The organism is Devosia sp. Z6_126, from assembly GCF_058133495.1.
In genome coordinates, this window is the sequence record NZ_JBYUNO010000001.1 from 134638 (window position 1) to 157274 (window position 22637).

Below are 22637 nucleotides of genomic sequence, written 5' to 3' on the forward strand. Positions count from 1 at the left end.
CGCGCGTCGAACTATACCAAAGGCAAAGCCGCAATGGCGACAAACACTGGGGGACCCCTGGCAGTGCCGGGCCGGCTGCTCCTGATCGAGCGTGATCAGCGATCGGTGCGGCATCTCAAAGAAGCTCTCTCGGGGCAATTGCAGCCAGCGCCACAGCTTGCCCTGGCGGCCTGCGGCCGGACCGGGGCGGAAACCTTGCGGCGCGAAGCCTTTGACCTGGTGCTGGTGGATCTCGGAAGCCTTGAAGATCCCGGCACTGACGAGGCGATGGCGCGACTGGTCAAACTGGCCGATGGCGCGCTGGTGATTGCCCTGTCGGATGGTGGTTCGGTGTCGGCATCGCTGGTGGCGATGCGGGCCGGGGCGCATGATTGCCTCACCAAGCCGGTTGACGGAGCAACGCTGTTGACGCGAATCGGCGAGCTGGCACAGCGCCACGGCAAGGCCAGTGCCCTTTTGGGTGAGCCCGCCCTGCCCCCGCCCTCGGCCGATTTTGCCGGCTTTGTGGGTGGCTCAGGGGCGATGCAGGCCGTTTACGAGCAGATCATGCGGATCGCGCCTTCCCCTGCCCCGGTGTTCATCACCGGGGAAAGCGGCACCGGCAAGAATTTGTGCGCCGAGGCGCTGCATGGCAGCAGCCCGCGCGCTGGCCGCCCCATGGTCGTAGTGAACTGCGCGGCAGCCGACGCTGATTCCCTGGCACGCGAATTGTTCGGCGCCGGCTCGGATGGCGTGGGCGCGGCGCGGCGGGCGGATGGCGGCACGCTGTTTCTTGACGAAGTTGCGCAACTCGACCCCGAACTGCAGGCCAAGCTGCTGCACCTGTTGCAGACCGGCCGGATCACTGGCGAGGGCGAGGCGCCAACCAACGCCCTCGATATACGAGTGGTTTGCGCCACCAAGGAGCCGCTGACGCAGCTGATCGAAACCCGGCAATTGCGCGAAGACCTGTTTTACCGGCTGCATGTGCTGCCGATCCACCTGCCGCCGCTGCGGCAGAGGCCAAGCGACGTGTTGCCCCTTGCCCGCCATTTCCTTGAGCGGTTCGGGCGCGAGCAGGGCAAGCAGTTCTCCGGGTTTTCGCCCGAGGCGGTTGCGGTCCTGGGCGGATCGGAATGGCCCGGCAATGTGCGGCAATTGGAGAATCTGATGCGGCGCATCGCCGTGCTCGCCGATGGCGGCGAGGTCAGTGCGGCCATGGTGGCTTCGAGCGCTGCAGCGGGCGAACTGGGCCCCGGCGGCAATCGCGCCGAGCGCCGTTCGCCGGTGCGGCCAATGTGGGAGCAGGAACAGCGCATCATCGAGGATGCCATTGCCAGCTTTGGCGGCAATATCTCGCTGGCGGCAGCGGCCCTGGAGATCAGCCCCTCGACCATCTACCGCAAGCGCCAGGGCTGGGCTGGGCTGGAGGTGGCCAGCTAGCCTGCTGCCAGGGGTTGACAGGGCACGGATTTAGATCAAGCCCGGTTCAGCAATGGAGGTGAGTTGTGACCACTGGTCATGTGTTTATCGGCACCAGCCTGGATGGCTTTATCGCGCGCAAGAATGACGACATCGCCTGGCTGACGGATTACCCGACGCTTGGCGAGGATCACGGTTTCAACGCCCATATGGAACGAGTGGATGGGGTGATCATGGGGCGCGGCACCTATGAGGTGATCAAGCATTTCCGGCCGTGGTTTTATTCCAAGCCCGTGCTGGTGCTGAGCGGCAGCATCACCCAGACCGATGTGCCCGAGGAGATTGCCGACAAGGTCGAGATTGTGGATGCAACGCCCGAGGAGGCGATGCAACTGGTCGCGGGCCGAGGCTGGCGCGCGGCTTATGTGGACGGCGGCAAACTGATCCAGGCGTTTTTGCGCGCCGGGCTGATCGAGGATCTGGTGATCAGCCGCATTCCGGTGTTGATCGGCGAGGGCATTCCCCTGTTCGGGCCGCTTGGGGCCGACCTGGTGCTCGAGCATGTGGAAACCCAGGCCTTTCCATCGGGCCTGGTGCAATCGCGCTATCGCGTCCCCGGGGATGCGGCCTAAAGGCTGCTGGCCTGGCGGGCCTTGTTCCGATCGAGCCCCAGGCGGTGCTCGCGGAAGATGATGAAGATGCCCGAAGCGATCACGATCGCAGCGCCGCCCAGCATGGGCAGCGTCGGGATGTCGCCGAAAGCGAAGTAACCCACCGCCAGGCCGAGCAGCAGCGAGGTATATTCGAACGGAGCGATCACCGACATTTCGGCATGGCGATAGCTGGCAGTGAGGAGGATTTGCCCAACGCCGCCGGCAATGCCCGCCAGGACGAGGATCACGGTCTGCTCGAGCGTCGGCCAGACCCAGCCGAACGGCAGGGTCAACAGCGACAGCACCGAGCCGGTGATGAAGAAATACAGCACGATGGTTTCGGTGCGCTCGGTTTGCACGAGGCGGCGCACCTGCATCATGGCAAAGGCCGAAAAGATGGCAGCAAGCAGCGCGGCGAGCGCGCCCAGGGTTTCGCCGGTGCCCATGGCGGTTTGCCCGCTCAGGATGGTGAGCCGCGGCCAAAGCATGATGATCACGCCGACCAGGCCCACGATCACCGCCGTCCAGCGGTAAAGCTGCACCCGTTCCTTGAGCAGCACGGCGCCCAGCACCACCACGACCAACGGCGCGGCATAGCCAATAGCAATGGCCTCGGGCAGCGGCAGCATGGTGAGCCCGTAAAAGCTCAGGCCCATGGAGGCGATGCCGATAAGGCCACGCAGCACATGGCCGAACGGATTGTTGGTGTGCAGGCCGAAACGAAGATTGCCCTGCCAGGCGAGATAAACCAGCACCGGCACGATGGCGAAAAAGCAGCGGTAGAACACGAGTTCGCCCGCGGGGATGTTCTCGGCCGCCTTGATCAGGGCCGACATCGCCACGAAAACGCAGACCGAAGCAACCTTGAGGGTGATGCCGCGTAGCGGAGCAACCGTGGCAGGTGGAGAAAAAGCCGGGTTGGCCCCGCCGGAAAGTGTCACTTGCGTCTCGTTTGCGCTGGCTTAGTTGGCAGCGGCTTTTTCGAGTTTTTCCTTGGCCTGGCGGGCGGTGGCGAAGGCCTTGTGCTCGGGGCCCATGGCGCTGCCGGATTTGACAACGGCGCCGGCGGCATCGAGCAGTTCCCATTGCCAATTGGCGTTCTGGCCACTGCCGCCCTTGAGGCGCAGGCGGATCTGGAGGGGTTGAGCTGGTGTGTTCATGGCTTCCCTTATGCCCCAAGCCCTGGGGCGATGAAAGCCCCAAGGCAACCCGCAATGGCGGTTAAACCGCTGTGCGGCGATATTCGATCTTGTCGCCCCAGAAGGCGATCATATCGCGGATGGGCTCCACCAGTGGACAAGGATCGGGATAATACCAGGCAGCATCCTCGGCAGTCGCCGTCAGGGTCTTGATGGTGTAGTAGGAGGCCTCGCCCTTATAGGGGCAGGTGGTGTGGGTATCGGTTGCTTCGAGAATGCCGGGCTGGATGTCCTCGCGCGGCAGGTAAATGCGCAGCGGGGAGCCGGGCTCATCGACTTCCAGCGCCCGGATGGAATCGGCAATTTCCGCATCATCGAAGATGACATGGACGCGGCCTTCGGCCGGCCGGATCTTGATGTCCTTATCAAGACATTGAACGGGCATGATCTCGTGCCTTTCTAGCTGTGCGTATCGGTGCTCAACGCATCATCCCCGCCCGGGGTTCACCCTGCCCCGGCTTGACTCGGATGCGCCCCCTGCATATATCAGCGACACCCTGTTAGCACTCTCACTCGGTGAGTGCCAAAGGGCGCGAATTTGCAGTCCCGATGATGCTATAGGAGCAATCATGAGCTTCCGTCCCCTCCACGACCGCGTGGTCGTCCGCCGTCTCGACAGCGAGGAAAAGACTAAAGGCGGGATCATCATTCCCGACACCGCCAAGGAAAAGCCCTCCGAAGGCGTTATTGTTGCAGTTGGCCCAGGTGCCCGCGATGACAGCGGCAAGGTTGTGGCGCTGGACGTCAAGGCCGGCGACCGCGTGCTGTTTGGCAAGTGGAGCGGCACCGAAGTCAAGGTCGACGGTGAAGACCTGCTGATCATGAAAGAATCCGACATCATGGGCATCGTCGAAGCGTAAGGCTATTTGCTCGGTCAAATAGCCCGCTTCCCCTGCCCTTTTCCCTGTCTGCACTTTAAGGAGCGCCTCACATGGCAGCTAAAGAAGTAAAGTTCTCCACCGACGCGCGCGACAAGATGCTGCGTGGCGTCAACATCCTGGCCAATGCGGTCAAGGTGACCCTGGGCCCCAAGGGTCGTAACGTCGTTATCGAAAAGTCGTTCGGTGCTCCGCGCATCACCAAGGACGGCGTGACCGTTGCCAAGGAAATCGAACTGGAAGACAAGTTCGAGAACCTGGGCGCGCAGCTGCTGCGTTCGGTCGCCTCCAAGACCAACGATATCGCCGGCGACGGCACCACCACCGCGACCGTTTTGGGTCAGGCCATTGTTGTTGAAGGCGTCAAGGCTGTTGCCGCCGGCTTCAACCCAATGGATCTGAAGCGCGGCATCGACATGGCCGTGGAAGAAGTCGTGGCTTCGCTCAAGGCCGCTTCGTCCAAGATCAAGTCGTCGTCCGAAGTCGCCCAGGTCGGCACCATTTCCGCCAATGGCGAATCGTCCATCGGCGACATGATTGCCGAAGCCATGCAGAAGGTCGGCAACGAGGGTGTGATCACTGTCGAGGAAGCCAAGACTGCCGAGACCGAGCTCGATGTCGTTGAAGGCATGCAGTTCGACCGCGGCTATCTCAGCCCCTATTTTGTGACCAATGCCGAGAAGATGACTGCCGTTCTGGAAGATCCCGTGATCCTCCTGCACGAAAAGAAGCTCTCGAACCTGCAGGCTATCCTGCCGATCCTCGAGTCGGTTGTGCAGAGCCAGCGCCCGCTGCTGATCATTGCCGAAGACATTGAAGGTGAGGCTCTCGCGACCCTCGTCGTCAACCGTCTGCGCGGTGGCCTCAAGGTTGCTGCCGTCAAGGCTCCTGGCTTTGGCGACCGCCGCAAGGCCATGCTGGAAGACATCGCCATCCTGACCGGTGGCCAGGTGATCTCCGAAGATCTCGGCATCAAGCTCGAGAATGTGACTATCGACATGCTGGGCACTGCCAAGCGCGTTGAGATCACCAAGGAAAACACCACGATCGTTGACGGTGCCGGCACCCAGGAAGACATCCAGGGCCGCGTTGGCCAGATCAAGGCGCAGATCGAGGAAACCACTTCGGACTACGACAAGGAAAAGCTGCAGGAACGCCTGGCCAAGCTCGCTGGCGGTGTCGCCGTGATCCGCGTCGGCGGCTCCACGGAAGTGGAAGTCAAGGAGCGCAAGGACCGCGTCGATGACGCTCTCAACGCTACCCGCGCTGCCGTTGAAGAAGGCATTGTTGCTGGTGGTGGCGTGGCACTGCTGCGCGCTTCCAACGCAATGACCGTCAAGGGCATCAACGCCGACCAGGACGCTGGTATCGCCATCGTCAAGCGCGCTCTGCAGGAGCCCGTACGCACCATTGCCAATAACGCCGGTGCCGAAGGCTCCGTGGTTGTGGGCAAGATCCTCGAGAACTCCTCGCTCACCTTCGGCTACAACGCCGCAACCGGCGAGTATGGCGATCTGGTGCAGCTGGGCGTTATCGACCCGGTCAAGGTGGTTCGCACCGCCCTGCAGGACGCAGCTTCGGTTGCTTCGCTGCTGATCACCACCGAAGCCCTCATCGTCGAGGCTCCCAAGGACGCAGCACCGGCAATGCCGGGCGGCGGCGGCATGGGCGGCATGGGCGGCATGGACTTCTAGTCCAGCCATTCAGGCAAAAAATTCAGGATCGTTTCTTCCCAGTCACGATCTTGGTTGGAAAGGCGCAGTGGAAACACTGCGCCTTTTTCTTGCGCCGATCCCGCGCTAGAGTGAGGGCTCTCAACCCACGAGGATTGCATGCGGACGCCACGACGCGGAAGCGCTTACGACCAGGCGGAAGCCGCCTTCAAGAGCGCCACGAGCAAACCAGCTGCACCTGCGGCACCCGCCAAGGCGGCAACGCCACCGGCTGGCAAGGAACTGGTGTCGCTGCGGCTCGACCGGGCGGTGCTGGAGCATTTCCAGGAGGATGGGCCGGGCTGGCAGGAGCGCATCAACGCGGCGCTGCGCCAGGCCGCCGGGCTGGAGCCCGAGGACTAGGTTTTTTAGCGGAAGATCAGCAGGCGCAAGGCGAGGATGATCGAGACGACGACCACCAGCGGGCGGATGATCTTGGCCCCGAACCGGATGCCGATGCGCGCGCCGGCATAGCCGCCCACGACCTGGCCAACCGACATGGCGATGGCGGCTGGCCAGACCACGTCCCCGGCGATGATGAAGATGATCAGGGCCGAAAGGTTGGACGTGAGGTTGAGGATCTTGGTGTTGCCGGCGGCGCGGGTGATGCCAAGCCCGAACAGCATCACAAAGCCGATGGTGAAGAACGAGCCGGTGCCGGGGCCGAACACGCCATCGTAAAAGCCCAGCACAAAGCCCATCAGGGGCACGAAGAGCTCGAAGCGCAGCCGCGGCGCGCGATCGAGGTCGGACAAGTTGGGGGCGAAAAGGAAATACAGCGCCACCCCGATCAGCGCCACCGGCACCGCGACATCGAGCAGGGTCACGTCTATCTGCTTGACCACGAGAGCGCCAACAAGGCTGCCGGCGTAAGTAGTAAAGAGCGCGGGCACGAGCTTGCGCAGGGTGACAAAGCCGCGCCGCCAATAGGTCAGTGCCGCAAGGCTTGTTCCCACCACGCCCTGCAGCTTGTTGGTCGCGAGCGCGGCCACGGGCGGCACGCCGGCCGAAAGCAGCGCGGGCAGCGAAATCATGCCCCCTCCCCCGGCGATGGCGTCAACAAAGCCGGCCAGCATGCCAGCGCCAGCGAGCGCCAGCAGCACAAGGGGATCGAGCAGCATATCAGGGTCCGGGGGTTAGGCGGCGGGCGGAAGAGTCGGCACTTGGCTTAGCCGCCAATGGGGAGGGCTGGCAATGGGGCGCAGCGCTAGAAGTCGGCGGCGGCCCCTAACGTGCCCAATATGTTCTCGAGCGCCGCGCGACGCTCTGGCGTCCAATCGGCGCCACGCGACACAAACAAGCAGGCCTGGCTGCGCAGCATCACGCCGTCTTCCAATACGCGCAGGCCGTTGGCGGCAAGGGTCGAGCCGGTGCTGGTGATATCGACGATGATATCGGCTACGCCCGACGCGGGCGCGGCTTCAGTGGCCCCGAGGCTTTCGACCGTCCGGTATTCGGCAATGCCGGCGCGGGCGAAATGCTGGCGGGTGACGGTGATATATTTGGTAGCAATGCGCAGCCAACGGCCGTGGCGGGAGCGGAAGTCGGAAGCGACATCGGCCAGATCATGGAGATGGGTGACATCGATCCAGCTATCGGGCACGGCGACCACCACATCGGCATTGCCAAAACCCAGCTCGGCCGCAACCGCAACGGCGGCCGGCCCGACTTCGCTGGTTTCGTGGATCAGGTCGAGCCCGGTGACGCCCAGATCGATGGTGCCGCGGATCAATTCGCGCGCAATCTCGGCCGCGGGGTAAAAGCGCACGGTGATCTCAGGGTGTCCGTCCACTGCGCCCAGATAAGAGCGCGCGCCGCCGGGGCGGGTGATCTCGAGGCCACGGGCGGCGAACCAGTCACGGGTTTGCTCTTCAAGGCGCCCTTTGGAGGGCACGGCAAGGGTAAGGCCGGTCATTGCGCTAACTCGGCCTCCAAACGATCAACCCACACGGCGCAGCCGGAGGCGGCGATGGGCGCCGTAGCGCCGAGGCGCTCGAGCAGCCGATCATATTGCCCGCCCGACACCAGGACGGCGCCGCCGGGACCGCGCATCTCGAAAACAATGCCCGTATAATAATCGAGCCGGGGCGAGAAGCTGGCGTCAAAGCTCACATGCGCTTCGCCCAGATTGTCGAGATGCCGGCGAATGGTACGAATGGGGGCGCCCAGCATCAGCCGGTGCCGCGCCGCCAGGGCTTCGAGCCGGGTCAGCGCCTGCAATACGGGGCCGGAAATGGCGAGATAGTCCCGCAGCAGCGCCAGGGTTGCGGGGGGCACATGGGCGGCATCAAGCGCCTGCTGCTCGAGATAGCGGTCGGCGATTTCGGTGGGGGTGCGTCCTTCCGACAGGCTGAGGCCCGCCGCCACCATGTTTTCGGTAATCTCGCCGATCAGCGCTTCGCGCGTGGGCTGCTCGGCGCGGGGAGCGTCGGGGGCGGCCTCCAGCCGGCTGAGCAGCCGAGCCATGGCCTCGGTGTGGCCGAAGCGGTGGCGGATGCGGGGGCGCCAGGGCGCGGGCATATCGGCCTGGGCCAACAGGGCCTCGAACAAGCCAACGCCACCCAGCCGGATATGCGGGCGCACGCCATAAAGGTCGAGCGCGGCGCGGGCAAAGGTCAGCACCTGATCGAGGGCCACATCGCCATTGGGCTGCGCGACGAGTTCAAGCCCCGCCTGGTCGAATTCGGCGGGAAGGCCCTCGCGCTGGCGAAAGATCGGACCCAGATATGAAAAAGCGGCCGGCTCACCGGCGCCATTGGCGATGTAATCGGCCACGATGGGCAGGGTGAAATCGGGGCGCAGGCAGTATTCCGCGCTACTGGCACCCGAGGTCAGCAACAAGCGCCGCCCGAATTCCTCGCCGGCCAGGTCGAAATAAGGATCGGCCGGCAGCAGCAGGGGCGGCGCGGCCCGGGTGGCGCCCTGAGCCTCCACCAGGGATTCGAGCTGGGCGCGACGGTAAGCGGCGTGCGTCATGCGACCGCTCCGGATTGAGGATAAGCCTGGCTGGGTAACTCACTGAATGACCCCCTCCCCGGCCCTCCCCTCAAGGGGGAGGGAGGGCAGGAGCCTTGAGCTCCTGGTGTGCTTTCCGATCCGATCAGGGCCCCGGTCATTGCTCGCTCAGCAGCTGCTGGATGGCCGATACCAGGTCTTCGCGCTTGATCTCGAACTGGCCGGGGCGGGCGGCTTTCCATTCGGCATTGTCGGTGATGGCGGCAGCGGCCTGCTTGCCGGCTACCAGATCTTTGACCTGCAAAATGCCCCCTTCGCGCTCAAGCGAGCCTTCGATGATCACGGCAGGAGAATTGCGCTTGTCGGCATAGGCGACCTGCTTGCCGAAATTCTTGCTGTTGCCGAGGAACATCTCGGCGCGGATGCCGGCAGCGCGCAGCTCGGACACCATCGCGGCGTAGCCGGCGGTCTGGTCCTTATCCATCACCAGCACGACAACCGGGCCGACCGGTTCGGCTGACTTGAGATTGCCGGTGAGCTTGAGCGCATTGGCCAGGCGCGACACGCCAACGGAGAAGCCGGTGGCTGGGACAGGTTCGCGCCGGAAGCGGGACACGAGGCCATCATAGCGCCCGCCACCGCCCACCGAGCCGAACACCACGTCCTGACCCTTTTCGTTTTGCACCTTGAAGGTGAGTTCGATCTCGAAAACTGGACCGGTGTAATATTCGAGGCCGCGCACGACGGAGGGGTCGAGCACGACGCGGCCGCCAAAACCAGCGGCGCTGACCAAGCCAAAGATCGATGCCAATTCCTGCACGCCCTCAAGCCCGGTTGCCGAGCCGCCGATCAGGCCGGCAAGATTGTTGATGGTGGCGATGACATGGGCATTGCTGCCCTTTTCCACGCCCGGCGCGGGAGTGCCGCTTTCGAGATAGCCCAAGATGGGCTCGATCTGTTCGGCCGACAGGCCAGCGCCCTTGGTGAAGTCGCCGCTTTCGTCCTTGCGGCCGGCGCCCAGCAGCAGCTTGACGCCGTCGATGCCGAACTTGTCGAGCTTGTCGATGGCACGCAGCACGATAAGCTTTTGCTCTTCAGTGCCGACGCCGGCGGTCGCCAGCACGCCATCGAGCACCTTGCGATTGTTGACGCGCACCACATACTGGTTCTGCAGGCCGAGTGCATCCATGACATCGGCCATCATCATGCACATTTCGGCGTCCGCCTCGGGGCCGGCGGCCCCAACGGTATCGGCATCGAACTGCATGAACTGGCGGAAGCGGCCGGGGCCTGGCTTTTCGTTGCGGAACACATAACCCTGCCGATAGGAGCGATAGGGCTTGGGCAGGGTTTCGAAATTCTCGGCGAAGTGGCGGGCGAGCGGCGCAGTCAGGTCATAACGCAGGCTCAGCCACTGCTCGTCATCGTCCTGGAGCGAAAACACGCCGGCATTGGGCCGGTCGGTATCGGGCAGGAATTTGCCGAGGGTTTCGGTGTATTCAAACAGCGGCGTTTCCACCGGATCAAAGCCATAGCGCTCATAGACCTGGCGGATGGTTTGCACCATGGCATCAACGGCCGCGATCTCGCCGGACGTGCGGTCTTCAAAGCCGCGCGGCAGGCGCGGAGCGATCAGCTTGGCTTTTTGGGTCATTGGGCGGTCCTGGGGCACGCGTCGTCCTTAGCGGATCGGCCAAGGGGTGACAACAGGGGTGGGCCGGGTCAATCCAGCCCACCCCTGCCCTCACAAGGGCGGTGGCGGCGCGGGACCGCCGCCATGAGGATTGATCGGCACGTCAAGCCAGTGCGCGGGCTCCGACACGGGTCCTAGGCCGATATCGGCCCGCAGATAGGCGGGCAGGTCCGGAGGCAGGCGTGGCCGGCTCCAATAAGCGCGCAGCGCCGCGATGAGCACGGGGATGAGCCCGCGCTGCTGCACGGCATCGGCGATGGAATATTCAACGCGCAGCACAATGCTGCGCCCGTCAAACTGATGTGACATGGCTGTTCCGGACGCGATTAGGCGCCGGCCTTCTGTTGGATGGTGGTGATGAGCGGAATCCTGGCCGCAAACGACCCGATTTACGCGCATCACCGATGTGGAGGCTGGATGATGTCCAGTGGCACGAGTGCCGGCAGGGCAGAAACGGAGGGTTTAGCCTCGGTGTCGGAGCTGCATGGAATTCATTCGGCGGCGTACGCGAATGCAAACTGTCATTGCTGGTGCCTCCCGAATGGCGTTGCTGGACCCCGCTCGTTTAGCTCACGAACTTGCGAGGAGCAAGCGGGAATGCGGCAGGTTGTCGCAGAAGGTCAGGGCTGTTGCGCCCGAGCAACAACTAAGCTGGGGCGCACCAGGCTTGCCCGCGCGGCCTCGACTTCGGCACGGCAAAAGCAAGTGTGAACGTGATCATTGACCAGACCCATTGCCTGCATGAAGGCGTAGCAGGTGGTCGGGCCGACAAAGTTGAAGCCGCGCTTGCGGAGGTCCTTGGACAAGGCACGCGAGGCATCGGTTTGCGCGACGAGACGCAAGGCGTCCCAACTCAGGTCGGTGGGACGCTGGTCGGGGGCTGGCTCGAAGCGCCAGAAATAGGCGGCAAGCGAGCCGAACTCCTCGATCAGTTGCAAGGCGCAGCGGGCATTGTTAATCGTGGCGTTGATCTTGCCACGGTGGCGGATGATGCCGGGGTCAAGCAGCAGGGTTTCCACATCTTCGGGCGTCATCGCCGCAACGCGGGCGATGTCGAAATCATGGAACACCGCGCGAAAACGCTCGCGTTTGCGCAGGATGGTGATCCAGGACAGGCCGGACTGGAAGCCCTCCAGGCAGATCTTTTCAAACAAGCGCCGGTCATCGGTAACGGGGCGGCCCCACTCGGCATCGTGGTAATGCTGATAAATCGGGTCGGCGCCCGCCCATGGACACCGGTTACTCTCCGGCAATGCTTCAGGCATGGTCGTCACAACACGGGTCTTGGTTCAGTTTTAGCCAAAGCGAATTGTGGCAGCTTGGTGGCCATTAACGTTCTGGGTTTATCAGGCTTTGGGTATTTAACGCCATATTGGCCGGCAATAAACGGATTGGAGCTGTTGCTATGGGTTTACCTTACCTCAAAAGCGCCCTGGCGCTGATGCTTTGCCTTTCAGTGTCGCTGCCGGCGCAGGCCCTGCCTCCGGGTTGGCGGTTCCTGCCCCCTCCGGGCGTGACGGGCGGCTACAGCCCACCGCCGGAAGTCGTGATGGTGCGATCCAGCAATCGCATTCCCGCGCAGTTTCAACGCACCGTGGTGCAGGTCACGACCAAGGAGCGCGCCGGGACCATCATCATCGATACGTCCGAGCACTTCCTGTATTACATCCTCGGCGATGGCCAGGCGCTGCGCTACGGCATCGGCGTTGCCAAGAGCGGCTTTGAGTGGCGCGGCACGCACCGGGTGAGCCGCAAGGCGGAATGGCCAAGCTGGACGCCGCCAGCCGCCATGCTCAAGCGCCGGCCGGATCTGCCCCGCCACATGGAAGGGGGCATCAACAACCCGCTGGGCGCCCGCGCCCTTTACCTGGGCTCGACCCTGTATCGCATCCACGGCACCAATGAGCCCTGGACCATCGGGCAGAACGTCTCCTCGGGCTGTATCCGCATGACCAATGACGATGTGGTTGACCTGTATGAGCGGGTGCAGCTGCGCACCAAGGTGATTGTGCTTTAGTAAGGGTTTGTCACGCAAAATGGCGGGGCCTCGCCACCGGGGCCTCTAGCCATGGGTGCGCCCGCCATGCCTCGCTTGCTTTGCCTGCTCCGCAATTTCGGCTCCGACGAGCGCGGGGTCTTTGCCGTGATCTTTGGCTTGATGGCCATTGTGCTGGTGGCCATGGGCGGGGCCGTGGTGGATTATGTGACGCTGGAGCAGACCCGCAACCGCGGCCAGCTGGCCCTCGATGCGGCGGCACTCGCGCTGCAAGGCGAGATCTTCAAGGTTCCGATCAACAGGGCGGATATCGAGACCAAGGCCGAGGCGCTGCTGCTAGAACGCATTGGCGATGCCCGGGTGGAAGCAAGCATCGAGACGGTTCGGACTGATCCGGCGAGCGGCACCCTGTTCTTGCAAGCGCATATCAAAGTGCCCACCGCCTTTGTGCAGCTCGTGGGGGTTCCCTCACTGGAAGCGCGGATCGTTTCGGAAGCTACAAGGCAGATGCTTGAGCTGGAAGTGGCGATGGTGCTGGATAACTCCGGCTCCATGGGGCAGAGCCGGCGCATGGAATATCTCAAGGAGGCGGCCGCGTGCGCCACCAATATCCTGTTTTATGACAAGGTAAACGACGCCTGCGCACCGCTCGATACGCGCAACCCCGCGCCGAACGTGGCCATCAGCATTGTGCCCTTCACCATCATGGTCAATGTGGGCCCGCAGTTCAGCAATGCGGCCTGGCTCGACTGGGCTGGGGCATCAGCGATCGCCAAGGCGAATTTCGATAGTGACGACAATGACAGCAATGTCTTTGATGGCATCGTCGATCGCAAAAAGCTGTTCGAGCAAACCAAAGTGCCATGGCGCGGCTGCGTGGAGGCCCGGCGGGCTCCGCATGACACCACGGATGCGGCGCCGAACACACCGCAGCTCAAGTTCCTGCCGATGTTCTCGCCTGACACCAACCGGAACGGCGGTAATGATTATCTGTCCGACCTGGGCAACCTGAACATCACTGCGGGACGCTGCGCTATCGACCACTGCGTCCGCACTGTGAAACAAACCGACTGTCGCAGCATCTTTGGTTATGCCTATTGCACCGGACCGACGACGACGACTTACAGTCACCGCGTGGGCAACTCGACGACGAATTCTACGTCGAGTTGCATCGGCACCAACTGGACCAATGCGGAGGAAACACAGAGTTCCATCTCCAATGGGGTATTGACCACCACTTCGACTTTCAGCCCGCTCAGCGCGCGCGAGTTGCAGGAGCGGGTGTGCAAATACAACGGCACCACGGTCGCTGACGCGGCCGGTAGCGGCCCCAATGCCGACTGCCCGAGCGTTCCCCTGCTGCCGCTGACCCATTCGGTTACAGACGTTCTTGCGCGTATTCGGGCGATGACACCTGACGGCCAGACCAACATCCAGCAAGGGGCAATGTGGGGCGTGCATGCGCTTTCCCCCACCGAGCCGTTAACCGAGGCTCTAGTGAACACCAACGCCGCTGTGTCCAAGAACCTGATCATCATGACCGATGGGTATAACCAACCTCCCGGAAGCGACAGCTACTTTTCGTGGGGGTTTCCCAAAGACGGTCGGCTGGCGGACACCGACGGCATTCCCAACAACGAGAACGAACGCAACATTCTAAGCACGGCTGCCATGACAGCTGCCATGGATGCTAAAACCGTAACCACCTGCGCCACGGCCAAGGCGGCGGACATGAAGGTGTTCACGATTGGGCTGAGTTCCCCCAATGCGCAGGCGACCAAAGTGCTGACTGATTGTTCGTCGGGAGAAGGCTATGCCTATTTCCCAAAAACCCCGGCCGAGCTCAAGGACGTGTTCCGGCGCATTGCTGGGCAGCTGGCGCAGTTGCGGCTGGCTAAGTAACTCGGCAGCGTCGTGCCCGATGCAACAATGCCTCGCCGGGAAAGCGAGGCATTGGATGCAAGAAAAGGAGAGTTACGGGGGGCGAGCGGACTAGAACCGATAGGCAAAGCCGAAGGCGGCGAGGTGGCGGGCATCGTCCGACGAGAGATCGGTGCGGTACTCATACTGCCCACGCAGCGAAAAATTGGCGGACAGCGCCAGTTCGGCGCCGGCGCCCAGACCGGCAAAGGCATCCGTGTCCGAGTTGGTGCCGAGGTCAGCAAGGGCAAAGATCATCAGGGTTTCGCTTGGGAGAAAGCCGGCGCGGGCCAGGGCGGAGAGATCGACGCTGCCGTCGCCAAACCGGGCTACGCCCGCTTCACCGCTCAGGATCAGTTCACCAGCGGCCCAGCTATAGCCGAGAGCGGCGGCGATGCCGCCAGTGGAGTCCGGGCTGACCACGGCCTGACCCAGAACGCCGGCGTAAAAGCCGCTCCAGTCGACAGCCACTTCGTACTCGGTCGGCAGCGCCGGCACATCGAGCTGCGCAAAGGCCTCGGCGCCCTGCGCGACGGTTGGAACAGCCGCCAGCGAGATGCAGGCAAGCAGGGCAAGGGTCTTGGGATTCATGCGAAGCGCTCCGGTGATCGACGCACTTGGCACCAAACGTGGTTAACATTGCCTTAAAATATCGCGCGCAGCTAGCCGCCACTTTGCCGAACATCTTAAGGGTTTACTGGTACTCCACTGGCATTATTACCATGAATTCTGGAGTGTTTTCATGCGTTCCCCAAGTTTATCCCGCCGGTTCATGCGTACCGGCCTCCTGACTGTTGCCGCCTTTGCTTTGGCCACAAGTGTAAGCTTGGCGGACGATTGGGTCGCCGAGCGGCTGCGCGGCGGGGTGTTCGCGCTTGAAAACGGCCAATGGGTGCAGTTGCAACGCGGCGACGTGGTGCCCGACAACCGACCCATCCAGACCGCTACCGATGGGCGGGTTACCTTTACGCGTGGCAAAGAGCGGCTTGATCTAAGCCCGGGCACCCAGGTTCAGATCTTTGACGCGGCTGCCGGCGCGTTGCCCTATACTACTGTGCGCCAGTATTTCGGCGAAGTTGGCGTGGAAGCCGAAGTGCGCAATGTCGAGCACTTCGCGGTGGAAACACCTTACCTCGCAGCCGTAGTCAAGGGCACCCGCTTTTCCGTGCAAACCAGCGACACCGCATCGCGCGTCGATGTGGAGCGCGGCGAGGTTTCGGTCAGCGACAATGATAGCGGGCAGGTTGCCAGCGTTGCAGCCGGCGAGTCCGCCTCGGTCGGCCCCGAGGTCGGCGAGATCGTCACCCAGCCGACCGCCACTCCATCCAGCGCTCCCGCAGAGCCGCCCAGCATCTCCACAACAGCGAGCGAGTCGAACCCCCAACCAGACGGCGGCACCCAACCCGATCCAGGACGGCCCGGCACGACGCCATCCGACAATAACGGGGGCAGCACCGGCAATGGTGGCGGGAACAACGGGAACAACGGTGCGGGGAACGGCGGCAATGGTGCCGGCAACGGCGGGAACGGAAACGGAAACGGAAACGGAAACGGCGGAGCCGGGAACGGCAACAATGGCAATGGCAATGGCAATGGCCAGGGTTACGGCAACGGCAACGGCGGAAACAACGGCGGGGGCCAAGGCAACGGTAATGGCGGCCCCGGCAATGGCGGTCCCGGACCAGGCAATAACGGGAACGGCCATGGGAATGGCCCCGACAAGCCTGACAAGGATGATCACGGCAACGACAAGGGCAATAACGGCAACGGCAACGGCAATGGCGGCAATCCAGGCGGCGGGCCGGGTCACAACCACGATCAAGACGACAAGGGGCCTGGCAGAGGCGACAGCGGCCCTGGCTCCAACAACGGCAACGGGCCCGGTGCCAACAACGGCAAGAAGGATTAATCGCCAGCAAGCAAAAAGCTGCCGGCATCGACAGCTTTTGCCCGCCTTGCCCGGCGGGGAGCGCTTTAGCTATGCCGGGACTTGCCCCCGCTCCCTTGCAGGGCGCTGAGAACCACCGCGCCCACCAACCCGGCGATCAGCGTGGCAGCCAGGGGATGCTTTTGCGCCGCGAGCAAAGTGCTGTGGCGGCGCACATGGAAGTTTTGGTTGCCCTCGCGCTTGCCGTCCGGACGAGGCTGATAGAGATTGTCGCGCAGGCTTGGGTCGCCCGGCTCCCGGGGCGCAATCTGCAGCGGCCGCCCTACACCCTCCAGCAAACGATCCGTCAAACGCGGTGCCAGCCGTCCGGCCAGCGTAATCAGGAAACCGGCCCCCCCGACATACAACTGGCGCCGCGGATGCTCGGCGGCAAACAGGATCGCGTCCGCGACGAGCTCGGGATCGTAAAGCACGGGCGGCAGGCGCGGGGGCGCATCGAGATAATTGCGGGCATGTTCGGGGAACGGCGTATGAATGGCGCCGGGCTTGATCAGGGTGACCGAAATGGGCGCCCCCTCCTCCTCCAGTTCCATGCGCAGGGCATCCGTCGCCGCCTGCACGGCGTGTTTGGAGGCTGAATAAGGGCCCTGCAAGATCATGGTGCGGTCCGACAGCACTGAGCCCAGATTGATGATCGCGCCTCCCTTAGCGCGCAGATGGCGCGCGGCGACCAGCGAGCCCATCAGCACGCCGAAATAATTCACCTCAAATACCCGGCGATGATCCGCGAGCGTCACCTGTTGCATGGTTCCATAAGTGGCCGCCGCCGCATTGTTGACCCAGGTGTTAAAGCCACCAAAGCTGTCTATGGCCGCTTGCGCGATGCGCTCAGCCGCAGCATTGTCGGCCATATCGGCCGGGCAGATCGCGACCTCCCCTCCCCCAGCTCGCAGGCGGACCGCCACCCGCTCCAGGTCATCGGCACTGCGGGCAGCAAGCACGACTTTGGCGCCGCGGCGCACCGCCTGCTCGGCCGTAGCCAGGCCATTGCCGCTGGTCGCGCCGGTGATCACAATCACCTGCTGGCTGAGAGGTTTGAGCTTGGCAGGCATTGTGCACCTTTGAATGGAATGCCAGCTAACGCCCGCGTCCAACCCTGGTTCAGTCAAGAAGCCGCACAAGACGGTGAGCTGGCGGTTTGCGGCCAGGCGCGTTTTGAGCTAAAACTTTCGAGTCGAAAAAATTGTGAGGCCGGTGTGGTTATTCCGGCCCCTGCGCAAGCGGGATACAGTCGCTCCAGCGAACCCACGGCATCAACCCATATCGGGATGGTGCCTGGCGGAAGCGAACTTTCGTCATGTGCCGTCCTCCTTTGAGAGAACCGCAATGACCGACAAGAAGACCCTCCTCGTAGCCCAGCTCTGCATCACCTTCATGATGGCCCTTTCCATGTCCGGCATCATGGGCTTGCTGGTGATGGGGCCGACCACCGAGTGGCTGCAGGCCTGGCCACGCCAGTTCATCACCGCCTGGCCCATCGCCTTTGTGCTGACGCTGTTCACCGGCCGCATCGGCTTTGCCATTGCCCATCGCCTGGTTCGCCCTACCGCCTGATTGGTTTTTCCTCGAAAAGCCATTCGCTGAGGCAAACAAGGGCGGCGTCAGCCTTGGCTGGCGTCACCCGGCCCTGCCCCGGCAAAGCTTGCCGCTGCCGTGTCGGAATCACCGCCCGGTCAACGTCCTGTGCTTCATAGGGTGGCGGGCCAGACGAGAAAGGGAGAAGCCGGCAATGAAGGGGATAAACGAGATCGGGTGTCGCTGCGGCCAGGTGCGCCTTGTGCTGAGCGGCGCACCCATCATCAGCACCGAATGCTGCTGCAGAAGTTGCCGGCAAGCCGGGGCCCGGCTCGAACAACTGAAGGGCGCAGCGCCGATCCTTGGCGAACACGGCACCACCAGGTTCGTTCTTTACCGCAAGGACCGGGTCACGTTCCTGGGCGGGCTCGATGGTTTACGCGAATTCCGCCTGTCGCCCGAAGCAGGCACGCGGCGCGTCGTGGCAACATGCTGCAACACGCCGGTGTTTCTGGATTTCAAGGGCGGGCACTGGTTCAGCCTTTACGCTGGCCTGTGGCCCCAAGAGGCGCTGCCGCCGGTGGAGATGCGCACCATGACCTCCGACCTGCCCGATCCCTCGGTGCTTCCCGGCGACGTGCCCAATCGCAAGCATCAGTCCGTGTCGTTCTTTGCCAAGCTGTTGGGAGCATGGATGGCCATGGGTTTTCGCAGCCCCTATCTACCGGTGGGTGGCAAGCTCGAAGCCTAACGACTTGCGCCTAAGCCGAGGTGCGGCGCACGGGTGCGGTGGTGCGCACCGAATCCTGGTCGGCAGTGATCCTCTGGCCCCGCTCGGTGAGATGATAGCCGACCGCCTCGATGTCGTTCAGGCAAGCCTCGGTATCCACGGAAGGCCGCTGGGTTTCCCCCGCCACCATGTCGAGTGCACGGGTCATGGCCCATGGCCCAAACCGTTCAGGCAGATTGGCCCCGGACAGATCGGGGGAATAGCCGATGATCGATCCCTGGCCGCTGAAAACATAGACGTGCATCGCCACTCCTCTTGCTGGCCTCCATCTGCCATGAATGGCACAAAGTGTCGAGGAAGGTGCCCCGACGTACTCTGCCGGATAGCAGGAGCATCACATAGACCCACGTCCTTTAGGCGCTAGGTTTGTATGAGCTGGATTGGAGATCGCACCCCGTATGAGGAACGTTCCCAGATTCCCTACAGAAACAAACGCATACCAATCAGGAAAGCGCTCTTAAAGAAGCGCGACATAGCACCAATTTTGATGGTCGTGCCTGCGTCATTCGGCCCGCATTAAGCGTCTACGCGCCGACCCCATGACATTAAATCTCGCGAAATGCACAAAACTGCCTTCAGTCGCTAGTGCTATTCATCGGTGGTCAGCGGCGAACTCTCGTAGTCGCCTAGCACTCAGAGCCGCTGGAAACCGAGCCTGCAGAAGGAACCATCACCGCCGCTAATACTGGATCGTGTTGTGAGGAACGGCGCAGTTGACTATCGACTTCAGCAACGCGCTACTCCACAAGAAGCATTAGCTACTTGCCGATGGCTGCACGTACGGCCAAGTCAATCGTGGCACAGTTTATTCAGGCAGACTAGACCTTCTGACAGGAGGCTCAAGCGCCGCAGGGAAACGCCGATGGGGTTTGACCTCCCGGCAGTTTGATCTCCCGCCAGCAGAGACTGTTTCAATCTGCTCTGCTTGCAGGCTCAATCTGCGGACCCTCTACACTGCGGAGGTCTTCTCCATCGATCGCGTTATTGCAGCGCTGTCTTCAACAAGCCGGCCCTTGTCAAGCCGCAGTTTGCGATCCGTCATCTCGCTTAGCAGCCGATCGTTGTGGGAGGCGAAAATGAATGCCTCGTTGCTTTTGATGTAGCTAACGAGTCTATCATGAGCTTTGTGCTGGAAGTCCCGATCTGCAACGCCCATCCATTCATCAAGCAGCAGGATATCTGCGGGTTCGACTGTGCTCATAGCGAACTGCAATCGGCTCTGCATGCCTGGTGAATACGTGCCCAGAGGTAAATCAAAAAACGCCCCAAGTTCTGCAAATGATGAAACGTTATGAACATACTCTTCAAGATTCATCGTCCTGATGCCTAAGAGGGCGTACCGAAGGTGAACATTTTGCCGGCCAGTCAACGCCAGGGCCGTGCCTGCGCCAATCGTCAGCAACGACCTAATAGAGCCACTGACCTCCAGAGCACCCGAAGCTGCCGGTAACATGCCACCAATTAACTTCAACAATGTGGTCTTGCCGTTACCATTGCCACCAACGATCCCAATCCTCTCCCCGCGACGAACTTCAAGCGACACGTCATTCAGCGCGCGCAAGAACAGTTTACCAGTCCGCTTACGAATAATTCGGGGGTCATCAGCTAAGTCCCGGCTCCTGACTCCGCGCAGCGGAATATCAACCGTGACGTTCGAGATCTTGACCACGATGTCGGATGAAGGCGTAGTCATGCCACCCACCGGTATATGACCAACTCACGATTGGCAGAATAGCAGGCCCGAGAAATAAGAACTCCAGCAGCAGAGAGCGCCATTACCACCGCGACGCTAGCAAACGGCAACACACCGGACAGCAGAGGAGCGCGTACCACCTCAATGACGTGATATACTGGGTTAAAATCTACAACCCAGCGATGACTCTGTATGCGTGAAGGATTCCACAGTATGGGGGTAATCAGATAAACAGCGAATAATAATTGGGGAAGAAAACCTCGAAGCAGCCTAAGCCGATCGAAAATAAATGCGAACGGCAATGCCCACGACAACAGGAGCAAGCACAGAAGCGCGACCCCAATCAAAAAGCCAAGAACATTGCTGTTCTCAAGGGCGCTAGGATTCACGAACATGATCACGATGAAAGATGCAACCAACTTCAGCACCAGCGAAGTAGCGAACTCATAACAGGTGACGAGATAAACTATGTAGCCTGACACGGTTGGAAAGGACAGATAGCGGCTAACCTTCTCATTGGCATGAGATGCCTCTGAGATGTAGGTGGAGATCGCTTGCCACAAAGAGAACGAGACTGCAAAAAAAGGGATGAACGTATCCACCGGCTCGTTAAATACCAGAGCCATCACCATCCCTAATAACGCAACGTGAACAAGCACCGATATAAAGGGCGCGAACAATCCTATTCCCGAACTCCTGCGGTGCTCGGCGATTTCCGCGAGATACAACTGCCAAGCGAGTCCACGTTGAGTTGATAGGACCGCAAGATCTCCCAGGAAGGTCCGCTCCACCCATCGCCAGTCATTGCGAACTGGTGTCATGGGAGAACCTTAGCCAACTGTAACGCGGCATTCACATATATCTGAGAGCGTTTTTCTACGTTGTGGTTGTCAAGATATTCCTGCTGCGCGAACCTGCGACTCGCAATTTCTCCATCTCGTCGAGACAGCTTCTGCGCAAGTTCGATGTGGTTACCGATCTCGAAGAAGCTAATCATGCCGGGCTGGAAACGATCCAACTCTTTGAAGCAGTGCGTGCGTGAGCAGTACACCGGCCTTTGCATATCAAGCGCCAACGCAGCTGGGCCAGAGGAAGTTTGTCCAACCTCCGCATAAGGCAGCACCACTGCGTCACAAGCGGCCATAACTTCGTTGAACTCAGCGTTGCCCAGCGAGCCGCAGAAGTGCACTCTGTGCGCCAAGGATCCGCGAATTCTACTTGCGCCCTTACCACCCTTCTCGTCGCCTCGACGTTCCAGCGCCGTAACGAGTTTCTGCACGTATGGCTGCGCTACAGTATGGCGGGCGATGCCCTCTGGGTGAAGTCCGCCTACGACCATCAAACTGTAATTCTCAGGCAAGTGACGCATGGCACCAATCGCCACTTCGATCCCCTTATAGGGCGACAGAAAACCAAAGCAGCCGATCACAAACTTGCCTTGAACGCCGTACCGCTCCTCTAATGCGCCGCGAGCTATCTCGGAGTTCGTCAACTGCGCTCTCGTTTCCTGATCAATGAAAGAGAGCGGCTCTGCAATTATAGTGTCGGAAGGAATACCCAGCAGGGCGAAATTACTTGCTTCCCTGCGAGTCTGCACCAAGTGTCGGAACTTCTGCGGGTTTCGTCTAACCGACCGGAAAAGCCTGTCGAAGACGAAGTTGCCGCGCGAAGATCGAACAATGTTTTTGAGGCCCTGGAGGCTGAACTCAAGCTTAGCCCCCCCCATTGGAGGCACGGTGTGATAGGTGATAACAACCTTTTTGCTTGCCTCAATAATATCGTTAAGCCGCTGCCAGATTTTCAAAGGCGTTAACCCTAATAAGCCAGGCTCGAACTGCAGGCTAACCACGTCAGCGTCTCGCGCCTTATCCAGAATATCAGCAAAGAGCTTCCGCGAAGCAGCCCTAGCGTAAGGACCTTGAGCGCGGAACAAATCAACTGGCAGCGCAGCAATCTCAATGTCGAACTCATTCTGGTTACGCAGTGGCGTCTCCAGGAATTCAACGTACTGGGCGATACCACAAGGCCTGCGGTAGCTGGAGATCATAAGAAGCTTCCGCTTGCCCTGGACGGCCGCGGCTGGGTCCCGTATAATATGAGTGTGTTTCATTGAACTCTCAACATGCCAGCTACTTTGTGCAGGACCGAACACCTACTACGGAAAGCAAAATGCTAAGCCGTGCCGCATTTGGTACGACAGGCTCTTTACCATGCTATCCCACTTTTCGCCATAACATCTACGCAACACCCTTCATCCTCAGGACGCATGGCTAAGACGCCAAAA

General features: G+C 61.5%; 25 protein-coding genes. 10 read left to right on the top strand and 15 right to left on the bottom strand.

The annotated features are described in order from the left end of the window. Positions 1-33: 33 nt before the first annotated feature. Both AC3YOG_RS00665 and AC3YOG_RS00670 read left to right on the top strand, forming a co-directional pair. Entirely contained in the window at positions 34-1422 is a 1389-nt protein-coding gene (locus AC3YOG_RS00665) for a sigma-54-dependent transcriptional regulator (protein WP_489933692.1), read from the top strand. A 65-nt stretch (positions 1423-1487) separates the two neighbouring features. Further along, on the top strand, positions 1488-2033 hold the full coding sequence (locus AC3YOG_RS00670; protein WP_489933693.1) for a dihydrofolate reductase family protein: 546 nt from the start codon (positions 1488-1490) through the stop codon (positions 2031-2033). On the opposite strand, the gene AC3YOG_RS00675 is transcribed toward AC3YOG_RS00670, so the two are convergent. The 3 genes from AC3YOG_RS00675 to AC3YOG_RS00685 form a co-directional block, all read right to left on the bottom strand. Beyond that, entirely contained in the window at positions 2030-2995 is a 966-nt protein-coding gene (locus AC3YOG_RS00675) for a DMT family transporter (protein ID WP_349236674.1), read from the bottom strand. The genes AC3YOG_RS00670 and AC3YOG_RS00675 overlap by 4 nt on opposite strands. Positions 2996-3016: 21 nt before the next feature. Beyond that, positions 3017-3214 carry a hypothetical protein gene (locus AC3YOG_RS00680; protein ID WP_127752126.1) on the bottom strand — a complete coding sequence of 66 codons (198 nt, stop codon included), beginning with the start codon at positions 3212-3214 and terminating at the stop codon, positions 3017-3019. Between the two features lie 61 nt (positions 3215-3275). After that, positions 3276-3638, bottom strand: coding sequence for a DUF427 domain-containing protein (locus tag AC3YOG_RS00685; RefSeq protein WP_489933694.1), 363 nt, complete (start codon positions 3636-3638; stop codon positions 3276-3278). Positions 3639-3822: 184 nt separating this feature from the next. On the opposite strand from AC3YOG_RS00685, the gene groES reads away from it, so the two are divergent. From groES to AC3YOG_RS00700, 3 genes are all read left to right on the top strand, one after another. Continuing rightward, positions 3823-4113, top strand: a complete 291-nt coding sequence (gene groES, locus AC3YOG_RS00690; RefSeq protein WP_127752124.1) for a co-chaperone GroES — start codon at positions 3823-3825, stop codon at positions 4111-4113. Positions 4114-4184: 71 nt separating this feature from the next. Next, positions 4185-5825 (top strand): chaperonin GroEL, encoded by a 1641-nt coding sequence (groL, locus tag AC3YOG_RS00695; protein WP_127752123.1) that lies wholly within the window; start codon positions 4185-4187, stop codon positions 5823-5825. A gap of 138 nt (positions 5826-5963) precedes the next feature. After that, the gene (locus AC3YOG_RS00700) at positions 5964-6206 is read left to right on the top strand and encodes a BrnA antitoxin family protein (RefSeq protein WP_127752122.1); all 243 of its coding nucleotides are present in this window, start codon (positions 5964-5966) and stop codon (positions 6204-6206) included. Positions 6207-6211: 5 nt separating this feature from the next. On the opposite strand, the gene AC3YOG_RS00705 is transcribed toward AC3YOG_RS00700, so the two are convergent. From AC3YOG_RS00705 to AC3YOG_RS00730, 6 genes are all read right to left on the bottom strand, one after another. Continuing rightward, positions 6212-6964: a TSUP family transporter gene (locus tag AC3YOG_RS00705; RefSeq protein WP_172122538.1), complete on the bottom strand. Its 753-nt coding sequence runs from the start codon at positions 6962-6964 to the stop codon at positions 6212-6214. Between the two features lie 86 nt (positions 6965-7050). Continuing rightward, positions 7051-7758, bottom strand: a complete 708-nt coding sequence (hisG, locus tag AC3YOG_RS00710; RefSeq protein ID WP_172122537.1) for an ATP phosphoribosyltransferase — start codon at positions 7756-7758, stop codon at positions 7051-7053. Next, positions 7755-8819, bottom strand: a complete 1065-nt coding sequence (locus AC3YOG_RS00715) for an ATP phosphoribosyltransferase regulatory subunit (protein ID WP_489933695.1) — start codon at positions 8817-8819, stop codon at positions 7755-7757. Before AC3YOG_RS00715 ends, hisG begins: the two co-directional genes overlap by 4 nt. Positions 8820-8955: 136 nt before the next feature. Beyond that, on the bottom strand, positions 8956-10452 hold the full coding sequence (hisS, locus tag AC3YOG_RS00720) for a histidine--tRNA ligase (protein WP_489933696.1): 1497 nt from the start codon (positions 10450-10452) through the stop codon (positions 8956-8958). 90 nt (positions 10453-10542) lie between these two features. Beyond that, a complete protein-coding gene (locus tag AC3YOG_RS00725) occupies positions 10543-10800 on the bottom strand; it encodes a hypothetical protein (protein ID WP_489933697.1) in 258 nt (85 codons plus the stop codon). 311 nt (positions 10801-11111) lie between these two features. Then, complete coding sequence (locus tag AC3YOG_RS00730; protein ID WP_489934533.1) at positions 11112-11756, bottom strand: DNA-3-methyladenine glycosylase I; 645 nt, start codon at positions 11754-11756, stop codon at positions 11112-11114. A 140-nt stretch (positions 11757-11896) separates the two neighbouring features. Here AC3YOG_RS00730 and AC3YOG_RS00735 point away from each other — a divergent pair, with 140 nt between their 5' ends. After that, positions 11897-12508, top strand: coding sequence for a L,D-transpeptidase (locus AC3YOG_RS00735; protein WP_489933698.1), 612 nt, complete (start codon positions 11897-11899; stop codon positions 12506-12508). Between the two features lie 66 nt (positions 12509-12574). Further along, the gene (locus tag AC3YOG_RS00740; RefSeq protein ID WP_489933699.1) at positions 12575-14389 is read left to right on the top strand and encodes a TadE/TadG family type IV pilus assembly protein; all 1815 of its coding nucleotides are present in this window, start codon (positions 12575-12577) and stop codon (positions 14387-14389) included. A 90-nt stretch (positions 14390-14479) separates the two neighbouring features. On the opposite strand, the gene AC3YOG_RS00745 is transcribed toward AC3YOG_RS00740, so the two are convergent. Continuing rightward, complete coding sequence (locus tag AC3YOG_RS00745; protein ID WP_489933700.1) at positions 14480-14998, bottom strand: outer membrane protein; 519 nt, start codon at positions 14996-14998, stop codon at positions 14480-14482. A 151-nt stretch (positions 14999-15149) separates the two neighbouring features. On the opposite strand from AC3YOG_RS00745, the gene AC3YOG_RS00750 reads away from it, so the two are divergent. Then, positions 15150-16316, top strand: a complete 1167-nt coding sequence (locus AC3YOG_RS00750) for a FecR domain-containing protein (RefSeq protein WP_489933701.1) — start codon at positions 15150-15152, stop codon at positions 16314-16316. A 65-nt stretch (positions 16317-16381) separates the two neighbouring features. Here AC3YOG_RS00750 and AC3YOG_RS00755 read toward each other — a convergent pair whose 3' ends face one another. Beyond that, positions 16382-17407, bottom strand: a complete 1026-nt coding sequence (locus tag AC3YOG_RS00755) for an SDR family oxidoreductase (protein WP_489933702.1) — start codon at positions 17405-17407, stop codon at positions 16382-16384. 274 nt (positions 17408-17681) lie between these two features. Here AC3YOG_RS00755 and AC3YOG_RS00760 point away from each other — a divergent pair, with 274 nt between their 5' ends. After that, on the top strand, positions 17682-17909 hold the full coding sequence (locus tag AC3YOG_RS00760) for a DUF2798 domain-containing protein (RefSeq protein WP_489890663.1): 228 nt from the start codon (positions 17682-17684) through the stop codon (positions 17907-17909). A gap of 175 nt (positions 17910-18084) precedes the next feature. Then, positions 18085-18621: a GFA family protein gene (locus AC3YOG_RS00765; protein ID WP_489933703.1), complete on the top strand. Its 537-nt coding sequence runs from the start codon at positions 18085-18087 to the stop codon at positions 18619-18621. 10 nt (positions 18622-18631) lie between these two features. On the opposite strand, the gene AC3YOG_RS00770 is transcribed toward AC3YOG_RS00765, so the two are convergent. From AC3YOG_RS00770 to AC3YOG_RS00785, 4 genes are all read right to left on the bottom strand, one after another. Next, positions 18632-18904, bottom strand: coding sequence for a hypothetical protein (locus AC3YOG_RS00770; protein WP_489933704.1), 273 nt, complete (start codon positions 18902-18904; stop codon positions 18632-18634). 705 nt (positions 18905-19609) lie between these two features. Continuing rightward, the gene (locus AC3YOG_RS00775) at positions 19610-20353 is read right to left on the bottom strand and encodes an ABC transporter ATP-binding protein (protein WP_489933705.1); all 744 of its coding nucleotides are present in this window, start codon (positions 20351-20353) and stop codon (positions 19610-19612) included. Continuing rightward, positions 20350-21174, bottom strand: a complete 825-nt coding sequence (locus AC3YOG_RS00780) for an ABC transporter permease (protein WP_489933706.1) — start codon at positions 21172-21174, stop codon at positions 20350-20352. The genes AC3YOG_RS00775 and AC3YOG_RS00780 overlap by 4 nt, the downstream gene beginning before the upstream one ends. Next, the gene (locus tag AC3YOG_RS00785; RefSeq protein WP_489933707.1) at positions 21171-22400 is read right to left on the bottom strand and encodes a glycosyltransferase family protein; all 1230 of its coding nucleotides are present in this window, start codon (positions 22398-22400) and stop codon (positions 21171-21173) included. Before AC3YOG_RS00785 ends, AC3YOG_RS00780 begins: the two co-directional genes overlap by 4 nt. Positions 22401-22637 lie beyond the last annotated feature (237 nt).